Source organism: Methanohalophilus portucalensis (assembly GCF_002761295.1).
Lineage (GTDB): Archaea > Halobacteriota > Methanosarcinia > Methanosarcinales > Methanosarcinaceae > Methanohalophilus > Methanohalophilus portucalensis.
Window position 1 is genome coordinate 1140505 of record NZ_CP017881.1, and the last position, 16479, is coordinate 1156983.

Consider the following 16479-nt stretch of genomic DNA (forward strand, 5'->3'; position numbering starts at 1 on the left):
TTGAACGATCCAATTAATCCTGGTATCAATATACAGTCCTTTAGAAATTGTGGTCTATTGGATTGTAACAATATAAAATTCATGAGAATTTGTTGAAAATTGGAGGTATCAACAATGTATAGGAATGATGATTTATGGAGAAAATTAAGAATGCGCATAAACTCGTTAGGTGGAATGAGAAAAAGGAACATAACAATTCCAATAAAGATGATGGAATCGAACTAACAGAACTTAATTCAGATGAAGTTACCTACGTTGAGCCTGAAAAGGAATCCATCTCAGAATTGGAAGAAAAGTACAATGAATATTTAAAGGAAAAATCTGAAGATGATATCCAAAAGGTAAAAGTACCAAAAGCCAAACCTGAGAATTCAAATCCTGTACCTACAATTGAATCACTTGCTTCCATCAATCCGAGATACGTGGCTTCATCATTTATCGATGGGATTACACGTATGCGTAATGTCGACCCAATTAGAAGTGTTAGAGGATTACGGATTGCTAAGACAAAGAAACTGACAAAAACCAATAATGGATGGCTGGTTCCAGGTGCTGGTAGGAAATCATATGACGTCACCATCAATGGGGATGGGGTATATTCATGCAACTGTCAGGATTTTAAGAATAACACGAACGTGTGTAAACATATTCATGCAGTATGGGCACTTGAAGAAAATGTAAAAATTCCTTCGGTTCAAGTTTTGGACAAACAGATTAAGGCACTCAAGAAAAGTGAAAAGAAATATTCCAAATCATGGAGTGTCTATAACAAAGCTCAACGTGGAGAAATAAATGCATTTCTTGAAGTCCTCAAGGAGGCCTGTAATTTAATTGATGAACCTGCACAAGATAAGGGTCGACCTCGAGTACCACTGAGTGATGTGGTTTTTGCAGCCACATATAAGGTATATTCGACAATTTCTGGCAGGAGATTTGAGTCACATGGTGAGAGAGCACATGATGATGGATATATCGAGCATCTTCCTCACTACAATACGGTCTCTAAATATCTAAGAGATCCGAATTTGACTCCTCTCCTTACATATCTGATTGAAAAGACCAGTGAACCCTTTTCGGCAGTAGAAACTGAATTTGCAATAGACTCAACTGGGTTTGGTACAAAAGTAACAGATACCTGGCACGATAAGAAATATGGTGTAACAAAGAAAAAGAAAATGTGGACAAAACTTCATGCAAACGTAGGTGTGAAAACCCGAACATTTGCTGCGGTTAAGGTAACAGATATACATGCCAACGATTCATCTTGTTTGAAGGAACTTGTGGGTCGAACTGCAAGCCGATTCAAAATCAAAGAACAATATGGAGATGGAGCATATTCATCTCGTGAGAATTGTTCAATCGTAGCTGACCACGGAGGTACACCATACTTCTTACTTTCAAAAAGGGCAAGAAGAATTGCCAAAGGAGTTCATATATGGAGTACAATGTATGATATATTCCACGAAAATAAAGAGGACTTCTACAAACATTATAACAATAGAAATAATGTTGAGTGTGCGTTTAATATGATCAAATCCAAAATGTCAGGTAAGCTTAGAAGTAAGGTATTTGAATCCCAGGTAAATGAACTTCTCTGCAAGGTTTTATGCCATAACATCATTGTGCTTATATCTGAATTATACAACCTCGGGTATACGTTAGAAGATGTTAAAGAAAGCAGCATATTGGATTCACAAATGAATGTAATTACTGTGAATTCATTTGAAGGAACAGAACAAGAGCATGTACATGCATGATCTTGGTTTTGTTTTCATTTCTTTTTTAATTCTAATAGTTTGAGTTTTTGATATTGCAATCGTACATCATTTCTGATTTTCGTATCTAATATAACCAGCAAACGTTTTCCGAGTCAGTGTTTTGACCACAAAGTATGCTATTTGACTATAAAGTAGGTGTTTTGACCATAAAATGCCCTACTTTATGGGCAAGCCCTCAGGATTAGGGGTTGCCTCTAAAGTACCTTAGTTTGTAGGCAAATGGCCTACTTTATAGTCAAGAGGGTTACTTTGTGGTCAAATAGTCGAGTTTGTGGTCAAGTGGACTTTATGGGCAAGTCCAAATAAAGAGGAAAACATCTATATTGAGGATATGAAGAACAATACGATCCGCGATGAAGAAAAATGCCTTTTATGAGTTCATTGTTATCGTGCTTGTTATTACTGGTGGTTTATTTGATAAAGATAAAATAAAACCATCTGCTGACACGAGTGTTTATTTAGGCATCTGCTTCTTTTTTATTTTCATCTTTACCTATATTCATTGACATAACCTCCCAGACGTACAGTCCTCCTAATACAGGCCCTATCACAAGCAAAAAGGGAAAAAACAAAAAACCAATAATTTCACTATGAATGCCAAAGGCACCGATTAACCCATTGTAAACAAGCACTAAACCATTTATTGCGGAAAAAACCAAAATTATCTTTAGATTCCTGGTATTGTCGCATCCGACAGAACGGGCATAAGTGTAGAAACTTACAGGCATTGCTACTAGCAGTAATATAAGCATCACAACTGCAATTCCTTGTGAAAAATATAATTCATTCTCAAATCCTAAATTAAGGTTTGAGTGCAAGATAATTGCCCAAACTCCAATTACACATGAACAGAGAATCAAAGGCAAACCAGCAACATTCCTGCTCTTAAATACTTTGAATCCAATCACGGACATTGGAAGCATGTAGATAACACCTACAACTAGATGATAGATATCTAAAATAGGATCAGACAAGTACATGTTGGCTAAAGTCATTCCGAACATTGACCATCCCAACCAAATCCATCCTATAAAGAAAAGAGATGCCTCCCAAGGTACCTCTTTAATTCTATCAATAGATGATGCTGCTAATCCATATTTTCTATTCATTCGTTCTTTCTCCGAATCCAATAATATATTTTAGATGTATCATATACATGTATAACTTCTATAATAAATGATCCATGGTCGAAATTTAACAAATGTGTTATGTAGAAGATATCACTTACTTTCGATCCCAAATATTTTCATGTTTATATCCCCACTTCCGACATTATCAATATATTTAAATTACATGTATATATACACCTCAGACAAATATAATAAATGTACATTTATAAATGCTGGAATTTAATGCATTTTTCAAGAATCGAGATCAATAATTGATACCATTGCTTGACTTAATGGGCAAAAATCGAATTCTACAATCATTTTTGCATTCTTTAGTTAGAAACACAGGGGGTTGAAGTTACTGGAGATATTGGGTATTCTGTAGGTCCCGTTAATGATAATCGAACCGATATTCAACAAATCCAATGGACTACCAGTGTTGGAAATAATGGAGATATACTGGCAAAAAATGTAATTTGCAAAATTATACTTCATCCTGAAGTGTCATCAAGATTGATTTCTTTTGAAGGAAATACAATGCATATTGGAGACTTAAAATCTGATACTTGGGAGGGTTTCAAAGGTAATGAAACGTTTGATGCATCCAATATAAGTAAACATGATATTGATCAATGGGGAACTCTGATAAAGGTAAAAGTAACATGGCAAGAGAAGGGAGAAAAGTTTGAAAAAACGATTCCTGCTATAGTAAAATGATTTCTTTCATTAGATATGGAAGATAACTTCAACTCAGTTCGTAACTTAAGGCAATAATATATACTGTCTGTTCTAATTATCCACCAGATGATTCCAGGAGTCGAAATAACAAGATACTAGCATTATTTTCAGTTTTACTGATTATAGTCATAGGATTAGCGGTGATCAACTATTCAGGACCTTCAACATGTGGGGTAGATGAAGACAGTATTCAGGACACAATCAATGAGGAAGAAATTGAATATCTCAATTTCACGGGATTTATTACTTCAATCAGTGATACAGAACCAATGACAATACTGCTTGAAAGTGAAGAAATTCGTAGTGCAGGATACGATAAAGGTATAGAATTTGTTGTACTTCCAAATACCACCATAGTAAATCCAAATGGTGGACTTTATGACATAGAGAATCTGCAGGAAAACATGGAACTCAGGATATTCTGCAAACCTACGATGACAAGAAGCATACCACCTATTGCGCAGGCACATCTTGTACAGATGACTGGTAATTCCAAAAATGATTCTATACAGGCCGAAAACAGTTACAATGGAACTATATCATCCATTCAAAAGTCTGATGACCATACCAACATCATGCTTGAAGGTGATGAACTCCGTGCTGATGGACATGATAAAGGAATACGGTATACTCTAACAAGTAATACTACTATTGAGGACAATGTCGGAAACATCCTGAATTCAGATGATTTGGAAGAAGGTATGGAAATACAGGTATTCTATGGTCCCGTGATGACTTCAAGTTATCCGCCAATGGGACAGGCAAATTTGATACGTGTATTATGATCGGAAGAATATGATGTTAACATAGGTGTTAACATCATTCTTCGTAAAGAAAAATATCTTCAATTGAGCATTCGAAAAATCGTGCCATCTTGAAAGCCAATTTTATACTTGGATCATATTTGCCACGTTCTATGGCATTGATTGTTTGTCTGGTAACTTCCATTTCGTTGGCCAGATGCTCCTGAGTAATATCTTTCTTTGCTCTCCAGACTTTTAGTGTGTTCTTCATTCAATATCCATCCTGAAATTACATTTGTCTTTTGTACCAGTAGTAAAATCCAGCATAGGACAACATTGTTATAGCAAACAACAGGGACACAATGGGGTATGCCTGGATATCGAATGCTGTAACTCCAAGAAATGCCATCAATAAACCTTCGAGGATTATAAGAATTGTCAATGTTTTGTGGCTGGCTTTCTCAGCAATATGAAATATTCTTTCATCTTCAACTACGGTTCCTTTTTTCTGGAGTCGGATGCTACGGATACTGATTACAATAAGTGCAACACCTGCACCTACGAATGCGCCACCAGTTCCACTTGGATTTATGATCCATCCTGGTTCAAGGATGTGAATTGCTACTCCGATCAGGGCTATTATAGTCCCTATTATTAACATGCCTATATCTTTGGTCTGCATTCAAATCACTATGTAAACTATACTTTACACAATGTATATATGACTTTTCATAAAGGCAAGTTATTGCTACATAATATATTATATATTGCTCAATCATTCCAACATTAAAATCATTTATATATTCTACACTTTTAGATAAAGTAACGTTAAAGAAGAATATTTTGATAAGAATAGAGTTATTTATCTTGAGGGTGAAGAAGAGTAAAACCAATTATATTAGAACTACACACCTTTTCCTACCAAAAACATGATATACAATATTAATCCTAAAAAACACATTCATATAGTTCGTACAAAGCTATTAAGGCGATTTAATGAACATTAAGAGCAAGGAAGACGTATACAACGCGATAGAGAATAATAATGTCAAATTCATCAGACTACAATTCACCGATATCCAGGGAGTAGTCAAAGATGTGGAAATTCCTGTCACGCAGGTTAAAAAAGCCCTTGAAACAGGCATTTCCTTTGACGGTTCATCAATCGAAGGATTTGTGAGAATAGACGAATCCGATATGGTATTGAGACCGGATGTGCGGTCTTTTGCCCTGCTTCCCTGGGACCAGGGAAAGGGAGTTGTAGCCCGTATGGTTTGTGATATCTTCAAGCCTGATGGCTCTCCCTTTGAAGGAGATCCCAGGTATGTCCTGCGCAGCATCCTGAAGGAGGCCCATGATTTGGGATTTTCTTTAAATGTGGGTCCTGAACTGGAATTTTTCCTTTTCCAGATTGAAAAAGGCAAGGCAACTACCAAACCCCATGATTTCGGACGCTATTTTGAATTTGCACCTGCAGACCTTGCAGAGGATATACGCAGGGAGATTGTTCTCGGTTTGATCGATCTGGGCTTCAATATCGAGGCCGCCCATCACGAAGTTGCTTTTGGCCAGCATGAGATCGATTTCAAGTATGACGATGCTCTCTCAACCGCTGACAATGTGGTAACCTTCAGGTATGTAACCCGTACGATTGCCAAACTCAACGGCCTGCATGCCACTTTCATGCCCAAACCCCTTACTTCTGAAAACGGTTCGGGAATGCATGTAAACCTTTCTCTTTCTAAGGATGGCAAGAATGCTTTTTATGATTCACAGGATGAGGAAGAAGTGGACCAGATGACCTATCATTTCATTGGCGGGATCCTGGAACACATCAAAGGTATCACTGCAATTTCCAATCCATTGATCAATTCATATAAACGTCTGGTGCCGGGTTATGAAGCACCTGTGTACATCACCTGGTCCGGCCCGAACCGCAGTTCCCTTGTCAGGATTCCTGCCGCCAGGGGCCAGAGTACCCGTGTGGAACTGAGAAGTCCCGATCCGTCCTGTAACCCCTATCTGACCTTTGCGGCAATCTTGGCTGCAGGTTTGAAAGGTATCAAAGAGGAGATCGATCCGGGTGAAGGCACCGATGTGAATATTTATGATCTCACTCCCAAGGGTCTTGCAGACAGGAATATCGAAACCCTGCCCCCGACCCTGCTGGATGCAGCCAATCATCTGGCAAAGGACGATTTCCTCAGGGATGCATTGGGTGCGCATGTGCATGAGAACCTGCTGCGGATTGCCTATGCCGAGTGGGATGCCTACAAATTGCAGGTGCATGACTGGGAAACCAACCGGTATCTCAATGCGGTATAATATATAAGATAGATTAATATATTCATGATATCATAAAGCATATCATGATAAAACGGCTCCGTGATTTTGCCAGAAAAGATGATGCGGTCATAGAGGTATTCAGTGAAATACTGCTGACCGGCATCATCGTACTTGTAATCGCGGCAGCTGCTGCTTTTGTTTTATCTTCTCTTGATGAACCCGATAACGTCAGGGTGGACATCGACCACTGGGTCGATAACGAAACCGACACTCTCTACTTCCGCCACAGCGGAGGGGAAACAGTTGATGTGGAAGACCTTGAACTCTTGGTCTATGTCAATGGCTCCTATGAAACCCTTTCCTCCGAGCAGATCCGGGCGAATTACGATTCAGATGAATGGGCTCTGGGGGACGTAATAGAGATTGACACTTCTTCACAGTTTGACATCACCAATGAAACAATCTCTTCAAAATTGGTACATACTGCTTCCAGCATGGTAATCTATGATGCCTATGGTTCAATTGGGGATAGCGGTGCTGATGATGGCGGCAGTGGAAACGGCGGAGATGGTGATAATCCAAGTGCTGATTTTGCCTATTCTCCTCCAAACCCTACTACATATGAAACGGTTGATTTTACCGATCAATCCTCCGATCCTGACGGAAACATTGTTGGATGGTCATGGGATTTTGGTGATGGGAATACTTCAACTGATCAAAATCCTTCCCATCAGTACTCTTCTGAAGGAACTTATACCGTAACTCTTACGGTTACTGATGACGATGGAGAGGTATCAACAACTTCGAAAACAGTTGAAGTTATTGGTCCTTTGGTCTATCTAAATGATGCAATTGCACTTGATATTGATAATGATGGTACTCCATCGGGTGTTCAATTCAATGTCAGTAATTATGGTGGTGAGGATTTAACAGTAGTTTTTATAAATGTGACCCCAGAGAATGCAACAGTCGGTGGTCTTAATGATCCCGAAGGGGGTATAGGTCAGTGGCAAAGTGAGTTTTATGTTGAAAGTGCTGGTGTAGGGTATACTACCGATTTCGGTTACGGTGAAGTTCTTCCTTATACTTTTAATATGAGTGAGGCCGGGAACGAAAATGATGAACCCATTCTCGCTGCAAATTCCAATGCTACCTTCTCACTCTACCAGTTTACTGATGGTAGTGGTGGAGGAACAAGTTCAGGGATCCCTATAGACATTTCTGGAGAATCAGTTGACATCACCTTAACAATGTCTGATGGGCCTTCTTATAGTTTTACTATTATACCAACTGTTGAAGACGATGACACACCACCCTTGCCTATTCCTGTATCGCTTTGGCAATTTGATGGAGGCAGTGTAGATACTGCCATTGACTCTAAAGATGGAAATAATGGTAATATTATTGGTGCGAGCAAAGTATCTTCCGATATTTATGGCAAATCTATTAAATTAGACCAAAATCCGAATCCAGGACTCGGTAATAAAGATTATATCCAAATTCCAGACTCTTCGAATTTAGATCTGACGAATGCTGGTAGTCTCGAAGTCTGGGTAAAAGCAGATTCAAGTAGTTCTTCAGGTGCTCTTATTCACAAATATTCACCATCTGGTGCTAATGGTGCTTATTCTTTGAGTCTTATCGGAAATTCTATTTCATTTGTAGTAAATGGGGTTTCAATACCCTCTCAAATTAGTGGAGATATCACTGAATGGCATCATATTGTTGCAACTTGGAGCTCATCTGGTTCTTCAATTTATGTAGATGGAAATAGTTTATATTCACATTCATCGAGTGGTGTAGCTCCCGTTACAGACGGACCTCTTTGTTTAGGTTGTTCTATCTATAAGCATAATAAAAACAAGTATAAATATGATAGTTATTTTGATGGAGAACTTGATGAAGTAGCAATTTATGATTATGCATTAAATGCAACTGAAGTACAGAATAGATACAACCTTTACTCATAATCTTTTCCACACCACCCGCCACAATTATAATACCTGATTGAGAATTCCCAGTCATGACCGACGTAATGCTGCTCTGGGATACTCCCATTCTTTTTGAAAAGCTGTTCAAGGAACACGGCTACGAATGCCTGCGGGTGGATGGCAATTCGTTGGGTACTCCTTTTCTACCCTCATCAAAATGCCTGATGGTGCCCACCGGTTTTGCCAATCCGGCCTATACTAAGGTGCAGAAAGGTATCGAAAATAAGGGAAACAAGATAGCCGATTTTGTGGAAAAGGGTGGTGTGCTTGTGGTATTCGGGGCCTGTATGCCGGAATATGAATATGACTGGCTGCCTTTTGAACTGTCTTATGTGGAAGAGCACATGCAATCCCCACTGGAGGTTGTGGATGATTCTATGCCCTGTATTATTGCACAGACCCAGGAGCCGGTGGAATGCGATGGTTACTTTTCAAAGGCTGATGGGGAAGTTATTCTAAAAGATGAGCAGGGCCGGGCTGTGATGGTGAAAAAAGAGTTCGGAGAGGGCCTGATTATTGCCACAACTGTCCATGAATTCCCATCTGCGGATTTTCTGGGATGTGCGGTGGATCAGGGAAAGAGTACCAGATTGTAATTACTGGTAGTTTCCCTGCCTCAATTTCTCAATTTCTTCTTCTGCATCATCCAGTTTGAGGACGAACAGTCCCTTGCAGGGTTTGACGTACTGGAAATAAATGGAATTGCCCTTGACGCCTATGGGTATGGTCTTGCCGCCTTTGAGCATCACTCCTGCCAGGCTGTAGCCACCCGGGACGTGGTAGACCTCGTCACAGTTTTCGCGAATAAATTCCTCACTTTTCTTAACGGATGCGCCCTTTAGCAGGATCTCATAGGGAAGGTCACTGATACATGCCATGTTGATCATTCAATAATTAGGTCTTTTACACGGATATCTTTTTCCGTAATCCTGCCCACAATTTTCCCTTCGACTATTTCTGCAACTTTTGTAGCCTCATGCGGTGGGACAATAAGCAGAAAGCCCATTCCCATATTGAAGGTACGATACATCTCCAGTTCCTCGACATTGCCTTGCTTTTGCAGGAAACGGAATATCTCTGGTGGCTCGATAGGGTCGGTGAAATCAAATCCCAGTTCGCTTACCCTGTGCAACTTCAGCAGGCCGCTGCCGGTAATGTGTGCCAGGCCGTGTACCTCACATTCACGGATGGCATCGAGCACTTCCATGTAGATCCGGGTGGGGGTGAGCAGTTCCTCGCCGATTGTGCGGGAGCTGTCATAGGGCAGAGGGTCATGATAGGAATATTCAGAATTCTCAATAATTTTTCTCACAAGGGTATAGCCGTTGCTGTGGACACCGCTGCTGGGTACACCCACAAGCACGTCGCCTTCTTTGACCTTCTCTCCTGTAATAATGGCATCCTTGTCCACCTTTCCCAGGCATGTGCCTGCAAGATCGAAACCCTTTACTATCTCGGGAAGGGTTGCGGTCTCTCCGCCCAAAATGGACATTCGGGATATCTCGGCTCCCTTTGCAAGTCCTATGCCTATCTGGCGCGCGAATTCATCAGAGTGTTTTTCGATTGCCAGATAATCCACAAAACTGACAGGTTCGGCACCAATGGCAATCAGGTCATTGACATTCATGGCAATACAGTCAATTCCCATGGTGTCCCATTTTTCCATCTCATTGGCAATCAACACCTTGGAGCCCACGCCATCGGTGGCCAGTGCAAGGGCAAAATCGCCAAAATCCATCAGGCCGGCGTAATGCCCGATGCTTGTCATAGGAGCTCCCAGGCCTTCCCTGCTGTAGGTCATACCTCCTGTGAGATTGCCTATGGTGGATTCTTCCTGATGAATGTCAACTCCTGAATCGGCGTAGGTAAGTTTTTTGTCCATTTTATCCCTCTGTTTTAATTTCCAAGTTCAAACTCATGGTTTAACAGGCGTACTGCCTCTTCGGCTTCATCGGAGCTGACAACGAATGAAATGTTGTGCTGGGAAGATCCCTGGCTGATCATGATAACATTTATTTTTTCCCTGCCCAGGGAGCTGAAGACCCTGCCTGCCACACCGGGAATACCATCCATACCGGCACCTACAACCGCTACTACACAGATATCCCGATCGCAGGCCACTTCTCCTATTACATCCCGGTTCATCTCGGATTTAAGGGCAGCTACAGCATCTTCCAGATGAGCCTCATCCACAACGAATGACATGTTTGCTTCGGAGGAACTCTGGCTTATCATTATGATGTTCACTCCCGCATTGGCGAGTGTGGAAAACACCCTGGCGGCTGTACCGATTGCACCCACCATGCCGGCTCCTGAGATGTTTATTGCGGCTACCGATCGTATCAGGGTCACAGCTTTTACTACATCCTTGCGCAGTCGCTGGTCTGAAACAATCAATGTTCCTTCAAATTCAGGATCAAATGTATTTTTCACCCGCACGGGTATCCCATGTTTGATCGCAGGTTCAATTGTACGGGGATGGAGTACCTTTGCACCGAAATAGGAGAGTTCCATTGCTTCAATATAGGATATCTGGGGTATCGGACGTGCATCGGGGACAATTCGGGGATCACTGGTCATTATGCCGTGAACTTCTTTCCATAACCAGATCTCATCAGCCTCTATAGCAGCCCCTATAATCGAAGCAGTGAAATCAGATCCACTGCGTCCCAGTGTAGTAATGATTCCTTCTTCATTCTCTGCGATAAAACCGGTAACTATAGGAACATGTGTTGCAACGACCCTTTTTAGGATGTAGCCAACATTTTCATAGGTTTTCTCGAAAGGTCTGGCACAACCATACTCACTATTGGTTACAATACCCGCCTCTCCACCGGTAAATGAACAGGAATTAATTCCCTGACTTTGCACAGCTCCGCTAACAACAGGAGCTGCAAGACGTTCCCCATAAGAGGATATGTAATCTATGGAACGCGGGGAGAGTTCCCCCAGATAGCAGATACCGATGAGTGCCTTTTCGAGTTCATCTATAAGAGCATCGATAGTGCGGATTGTTTCATCGGCAATCCTGGCATCATCGATGGTAATCTCAATTGCATCATAGTGTTTTTTTGCAAGGTCTGCCATAAATTCCTTTACCCGGGAAACCTTGCCTTTATGGGACGCATCAATACCTATTTCCATCAGCCCGTCGGTGACTCCACCAAGGGCCGAGGTCACTGCCACGATTTCGTGGCCCTGTTCCCTGTAGTCTTTCAGTAATTCTGCGACATGGCGGATCTTTTCCCCGTTCTCAATGGATGTCCCGCCGAATTTCATTACATATCTCATATTAGTATCACGTTATTGGATTATTTGCGAATTCTGGCTGTTATAGGGAAGAGGCGCATATAAATATTGTCACCTCTTCCTGCACCACACCCATGCTCCCAGAAGTATGAATATAGCAAAAAATGCGCCCGGTGCGGGAACTTTTTCCAGTGCAGTGGTAGTTTCGTTGATCTTGTCCACCGCCTCTGATGCACTTGAAGTAACATTTTCTGCCTTCTCAATTATATCCCCGGCGTCATTTTCCGGGTTTTCCTCTTTTGCTGTTTTCCCCACAATCAACAGCGCAGATTCGGTGATCATTATTCCTTCGGATGTTATTGCTTTTATCTCGATATTATACTCACCGGTGCTTAATTTGTCTGTAACTGCGTCGTAGGTATCTTCATCTACTTCCTTTCTCTGGTCAATGAGATCCCCGTCTACATAGATCTCGACTCTGTCTGCATAACCATCAAGGGTGTAACTTATTATGGCTTTTTCATTTGCCGGATTTTTTTCAGGGACTTCGATTTTGATTTCCAGTCCATCCCCGATTCCCTCATCAGTTTTTTGAATAACTTTTTTTAGGATTACATGATCTGAATCCGTAGTTTCAAATATTGTATCAATTTCTCCCATAAAAATAGTCATCAGACGATCTCCATTTTTGCGCGTATAGGCAAAAACATCCCCTTCACCAATGTCTTCTGTTTCTTTTATGATGTTGCCGTTCTTGCGGAGTGTGATAGTTACAGTTTCATCGTCAAGGTCTGTTGCTTTGATAGTGTAATCTTCTTTAAGTTCTGTTTCTTTTCCGATGTTTAAGGACACGGAATCATCCAGCATCAAATAGTCATCAGGAGCAATTTCTGGATCGATATACTGTTTAATTATGATCTCGGAATATGTTTCACCGTCTTTATCCTCAGTACCCTGCAGACTGACATTGAATATCAGGTAGTCAGTTTCTTCATCATCCTCATCTTCTATTGTCTTCAGGTATCTGAAAGGCTTATTTTCTTTGACAATTCCTTGTTCTACCTTTTTCTCATTAACGTAAACTTCTATGAATAAATCTCCATTTTCACTGTTTACATCAATTACATTGATGGAATAACCCTGGTCCAGTAAGATACTGTCATTTGCTCCCACTGTGATTTTAGCATGCTGGATTTGTTCCTCCATTTCTTCTGCAGCATTGGCAAAACCACAGAAGATTGTGAATACACAAATGACGGCAATTGCAAAACGTATATATTTCATTAGTCCTCACCCTCGTATACTTGTATTTTTAATTATCTTATGGATAATTGGCAGTTTTGTATTTAAAAAGATGGCAGGTGCTTGTATGAAACATATTGTATTAATCGGTGACGGAATGGCAGATTATCCTATTAGGGAACTGGGAGACAAAACTGTATTAGAAGCTGCGGATATTCCCCACATGGACCGTATGGCGCTGGAGGGAATAAATGGTCTGGCTACCAATGTTCCGGATGGGATGCCCGCAGGCAGCGATGTGGCGAATATGTCCATTCTGGGCTATGATCCTGCCAAACATTATTCGGGACGTGCTCCCTTAGAAGCAGCAAGTATGGGAATTGAACTGGATAAGAATGATGTGGCTTTTCGTTGTAACCTGATAACAATTGAAAATGGCAATATACTGGATCACAGTGCCGGTCATATTTCCACCGAAGAAGCAAGTCAACTCATGCAGGCAATTGAGGAAGAACTGGGTGGCGACATTCATTTTTATCCGGGAATCAGCTATCGCCATCTTATGGTTGCACAATTTGGTGCGGATGCTATCTGTACTCCTCCTCATGATGTGGTTGAGAACCCTGCTTCAGATCACATGCCAAGGGGAGATTCAGCAGAAAAACTGGAAGAATTGATCAGGGCATCCTGGGATATTCTTTCCGAGCATCCTGTGAATAAAAAACGCATTGAAGAAGGAAAGAGACCTGCCAATTCCATATGGTTCTGGGGTCAGGGCTATGCTCCTTCGATGCCTTCTTTTGAAGAAATGTACGGATTAAAATCAGCTGTAATATCAGCAGTGGATCTTATCAAGGGTCTGGGTATCTGTGAAGGAATGGATGTAATTGAAGTACCCGGTGCTACAGGATATCTTGATACAAATTATGTAGGCAAGGCAGAATATGCTCTTGAATCCCTGAAAGATCATGACATTGTTTTTGTCCATGTCGAAGCTCCGGATGAAGCGGGACATATGGGTAGTCTGGAAGCCAAGATACAGGCAATCGAGGATTTTGATTCTAAAGTTGTGGGGACCATCCTTGAAGGAATAGATAAGATGTCAGAAAAGTGTAACGTACTTGTCCTTCCCGACCATCCTACGCCAATTGCAGTAAGAACCCATACGCCCGACCCTGTACCCTTTGTGATATATCCATCATTCAATAAGGATGCTGATATTGTCAAAACCTACTCCGAAGATGCAGCAACAGATGGTATACTTTCAACTGTCAAAGGTTGCGACCTGATACATACCCTGCTTTCCCTTTGAGTTTCGAAAAGCACTTAAGGATAAAATCACATAATAATCTCCTGTTATTTCCACAATAGGAATAACAGGAGTGGTATAATATGAAAAGAGGATTAATACGCAGGGGAAATTCACCTTCAGTAAGTAGATGGGATCCATTCGATGAGATAAAACAGACACAGGATTACCTAAACGACCTTTTCAGGGAATACTTACCTTCGGTACAGTGGAAGGGTGGTGAAACTCTGGCTCCTCTTGTGGATGTCCAGGAGAAGGATGATTCCGTAGTAGTAACTACAGATCTTCCTGGAGTCGATAAGAAGGATGTGGACATTCGTGTATCCGAGGGCATGATTGAGATCAGTGCAACATGCAAAAAGGAAGAAGAGAAAGAGGAAGAAGGATACTCCCAGAAAGAGCGCAGTTATTCAAGTTTCTCCAGGGCTGTCTCTTTGCCAGCTTCGGTGACTGAGGAAGGTGCCACGGCCAAACTTGAGGAAGGGGTGCTGACGGTCACATTACCAAAAGCCAAAGAAGCTGAAAAACCGAAGATCCCAATCGAATAAATTAGCTAAATGTGATATTACCTCTCTGCAGGTTGCAGGGAGGTTTCATTTTTTTGCGGCATCAGTTAAGTTCTGTCCTCATACTTTGCTCAGTGGGGGTAACTCTCATCATCGCCGCAGGTCAATATATAGGGCTAGTATTATTTATGAGCTGCTGTATTTTCCTGTGGAGTTGAAAAAAGGTGAGGATGGAAGCCTTTACTGTTGATGAAATACCCCTGGTAAAACCCGGTGATGACATTGCGGCTATGATATGTGAGCGTGCCGGCCTGGAAGATGGCGATGTGCTGGTTATTGCTTCTACCATCATTGCAAAAGCCGAAAATGAACTGTTTTCCCTTGAAGATATTACGCCCTCTGCCCGTGCAATCGGGATTGGCAAAAGGGATGATAAAGACCCGCGGCTTGTACAGGCGGTACTGGACAGGTGTAGTGAGTGTTTTGTCGAATCACCTGTAATGCTTGTGCAATCCGACAGGGCACATGTATGCATCAATGCGGGAGTGGATGATTCCAATGTAGAGAATGATTTACTTGCCGATCTTCCTCAGGATGCGGATGCCAGTGCCAGAAGTATAGGTGAGAGAGTTGAAGAGATTACAGGTTGCAGGGTTGCTGTTGTGGTAACTGATACCAATGGCAGGGCTTTCAGACTGGGCCAGACAGGGGTTGCAATAGGGCTGTATCACGCTACACCCATTTATTACTGGAGAGGTAAAAAGGATCTTTTCGGCTATGAAATGCAGATCAGTGAAGAAGCGGTTGCCGATGAAGTGGCAGCTGCTGCAAACCTGCTGATGGGTGAGGGGAGTGGAGGTAATCCGGTGGTTGTTGTACGGGGCATACCCCTGTTTACCGAAGAAAAAACATCTGCCCGCCAGCTTTACCGGCCGGACAATATGGATCTCATTAAGAAGGCCTTACGCATCTTCAAGGAGTCTTGATACAGGCAGGTTTATTATCTCCACTCCTGCATCATTAAAGAAATCCAGAGCATCAGTATCCGGATATGATGTCAGGTAAACCACTCTTTTTATTCGGGAATTGATTATCATTTTGGTACACAGGATGCAGGGTTGGTGTGTACAGTAGAGGGTTGCCCCTTCGATTCCAGCTCCGTGTAGTGCTGCCTGGATTATGGCATTCTGTTCGGCATGCACTGCCCGGCATTTCTCATGACGTGTCCCTGATTCGATATTGTTTTTTTGCCGGATGCATCCTATATCCAGGCAGTGTTCCATATTACTAGGGGCGCCGTTGTAACCGGTGGAAAGGATTTGTTTATCCCGCACGATAACCGCTCCTACCCGGTTGCGAAGGCATGTGGATCTTTTGGCTATTACGGTAGCTATTTCAAGAAAATATTCGTCAACAGATGGTCTATATGGCATGTCTGTAAAGTTGGTAAGGGGGATATATATTAATTACCAATTATATGTGTGAAAAATCTCTTTATTTCTTTATTATATGTAAGAGGAATCTTATT

At 41.6% G+C, this 16479-nt stretch carries 17 protein-coding genes; 9 read left to right on the top strand and 8 right to left on the bottom strand.

From position 1 onward, the window contains the following. The first annotated feature begins 134 nt into the window (after positions 1-134). Entirely contained in the window at positions 135-1757 is a 1623-nt protein-coding gene (locus BKM01_RS05920; RefSeq protein WP_072358653.1) for a transposase, read from the top strand. Positions 1758-2236: 479 nt separating this feature from the next. Here BKM01_RS05920 and BKM01_RS05925 read toward each other — a convergent pair whose 3' ends face one another. Further along, positions 2237-2887: a hypothetical protein gene (locus BKM01_RS05925; RefSeq protein ID WP_072358655.1), complete on the bottom strand. Its 651-nt coding sequence runs from the start codon at positions 2885-2887 to the stop codon at positions 2237-2239. A gap of 501 nt (positions 2888-3388) precedes the next feature. Here BKM01_RS05925 and BKM01_RS05930 point away from each other — a divergent pair. Beyond that, positions 3389-3604 carry a hypothetical protein gene (locus BKM01_RS05930; RefSeq protein WP_143744106.1) on the top strand — a complete coding sequence of 72 codons (216 nt, stop codon included), beginning with the start codon at positions 3389-3391 and terminating at the stop codon, positions 3602-3604. A gap of 161 nt (positions 3605-3765) precedes the next feature. After that, on the top strand, positions 3766-4410 hold the full coding sequence (locus BKM01_RS05935) for a hypothetical protein (RefSeq protein ID WP_072358658.1): 645 nt from the start codon (positions 3766-3768) through the stop codon (positions 4408-4410). A 34-nt stretch (positions 4411-4444) separates the two neighbouring features. Here BKM01_RS05935 and BKM01_RS05940 read toward each other — a convergent pair whose 3' ends face one another. Together BKM01_RS05940 and BKM01_RS05945 are read right to left on the bottom strand one after the other, a co-directional pair. Then, complete coding sequence (locus tag BKM01_RS05940; protein ID WP_072358660.1) at positions 4445-4639, bottom strand: helix-turn-helix transcriptional regulator; 195 nt, start codon at positions 4637-4639, stop codon at positions 4445-4447. An 18-nt stretch (positions 4640-4657) separates the two neighbouring features. Continuing rightward, complete coding sequence (locus tag BKM01_RS05945; protein ID WP_072358662.1) at positions 4658-5050, bottom strand: DUF2178 domain-containing protein; 393 nt, start codon at positions 5048-5050, stop codon at positions 4658-4660. Between the two features lie 314 nt (positions 5051-5364). Here BKM01_RS05945 and glnA point away from each other — a divergent pair, with 314 nt between their 5' ends. Genes glnA through BKM01_RS05960 form a run of 3 tightly spaced genes read left to right on the top strand, consistent with a single transcriptional unit; the run spans position 5365 to position 9241 of the window. After that, positions 5365-6693: a type I glutamate--ammonia ligase gene (gene glnA / locus BKM01_RS05950; protein WP_072358664.1), complete on the top strand. Its 1329-nt coding sequence runs from the start codon at positions 5365-5367 to the stop codon at positions 6691-6693. Positions 6694-6737: 44 nt separating this feature from the next. Beyond that, positions 6738-8624 carry a LamG-like jellyroll fold domain-containing protein gene (locus tag BKM01_RS05955; RefSeq protein ID WP_072358666.1) on the top strand — a complete coding sequence of 629 codons (1887 nt, stop codon included), beginning with the start codon at positions 6738-6740 and terminating at the stop codon, positions 8622-8624. Between the two features lie 53 nt (positions 8625-8677). Continuing rightward, positions 8678-9241: a hypothetical protein gene (locus BKM01_RS05960; protein ID WP_072358668.1), complete on the top strand. Its 564-nt coding sequence runs from the start codon at positions 8678-8680 to the stop codon at positions 9239-9241. Here BKM01_RS05960 and BKM01_RS05965 read toward each other — a convergent pair whose 3' ends face one another. From BKM01_RS05965 to BKM01_RS05980, 4 genes are all read right to left on the bottom strand, one after another. Beyond that, on the bottom strand, positions 9242-9523 hold the full coding sequence (locus BKM01_RS05965) for a DUF1894 domain-containing protein (protein WP_072359586.1): 282 nt from the start codon (positions 9521-9523) through the stop codon (positions 9242-9244). A 5-nt stretch (positions 9524-9528) separates the two neighbouring features. Then, positions 9529-10527: a phosphoribosylformylglycinamidine cyclo-ligase gene (gene purM / locus BKM01_RS05970; RefSeq protein WP_072358670.1), complete on the bottom strand. Its 999-nt coding sequence runs from the start codon at positions 10525-10527 to the stop codon at positions 9529-9531. 14 nt (positions 10528-10541) lie between these two features. Beyond that, positions 10542-11924, bottom strand: a complete 1383-nt coding sequence (locus tag BKM01_RS05975; RefSeq protein ID WP_233125572.1) for an aspartate kinase — start codon at positions 11922-11924, stop codon at positions 10542-10544. Positions 11925-12005: 81 nt separating this feature from the next. Continuing rightward, on the bottom strand, positions 12006-13178 hold the full coding sequence (locus BKM01_RS05980) for an S-layer protein domain-containing protein (protein WP_072358674.1): 1173 nt from the start codon (positions 13176-13178) through the stop codon (positions 12006-12008). 85 nt (positions 13179-13263) lie between these two features. Between BKM01_RS05980 and BKM01_RS05985 the strand changes: the two genes are divergently transcribed. The 3 genes from BKM01_RS05985 to BKM01_RS05995 all read left to right on the top strand — a co-directional run bounded on the left by BKM01_RS05985 (position 13264) and on the right by BKM01_RS05995 (position 15937). Further along, positions 13264-14448, top strand: a complete 1185-nt coding sequence (locus tag BKM01_RS05985; RefSeq protein ID WP_072358676.1) for a cofactor-independent phosphoglycerate mutase — start codon at positions 13264-13266, stop codon at positions 14446-14448. A gap of 80 nt (positions 14449-14528) precedes the next feature. Continuing rightward, positions 14529-14993 (top strand): Hsp20/alpha crystallin family protein, encoded by a 465-nt coding sequence (locus BKM01_RS05990; protein WP_072358678.1) that lies wholly within the window; start codon positions 14529-14531, stop codon positions 14991-14993. 182 nt (positions 14994-15175) lie between these two features. After that, positions 15176-15937: a coenzyme F420-0:L-glutamate ligase gene (locus BKM01_RS05995; protein WP_072358681.1), complete on the top strand. Its 762-nt coding sequence runs from the start codon at positions 15176-15178 to the stop codon at positions 15935-15937. Here the strand turns inward: BKM01_RS05995 and BKM01_RS06000 are convergent. Next, positions 15914-16384: a deoxycytidylate deaminase gene (locus tag BKM01_RS06000; RefSeq protein WP_072358683.1), complete on the bottom strand. Its 471-nt coding sequence runs from the start codon at positions 16382-16384 to the stop codon at positions 15914-15916. The genes BKM01_RS05995 and BKM01_RS06000 overlap by 24 nt on opposite strands. Positions 16385-16479: the final 95 nt, after the last annotated feature.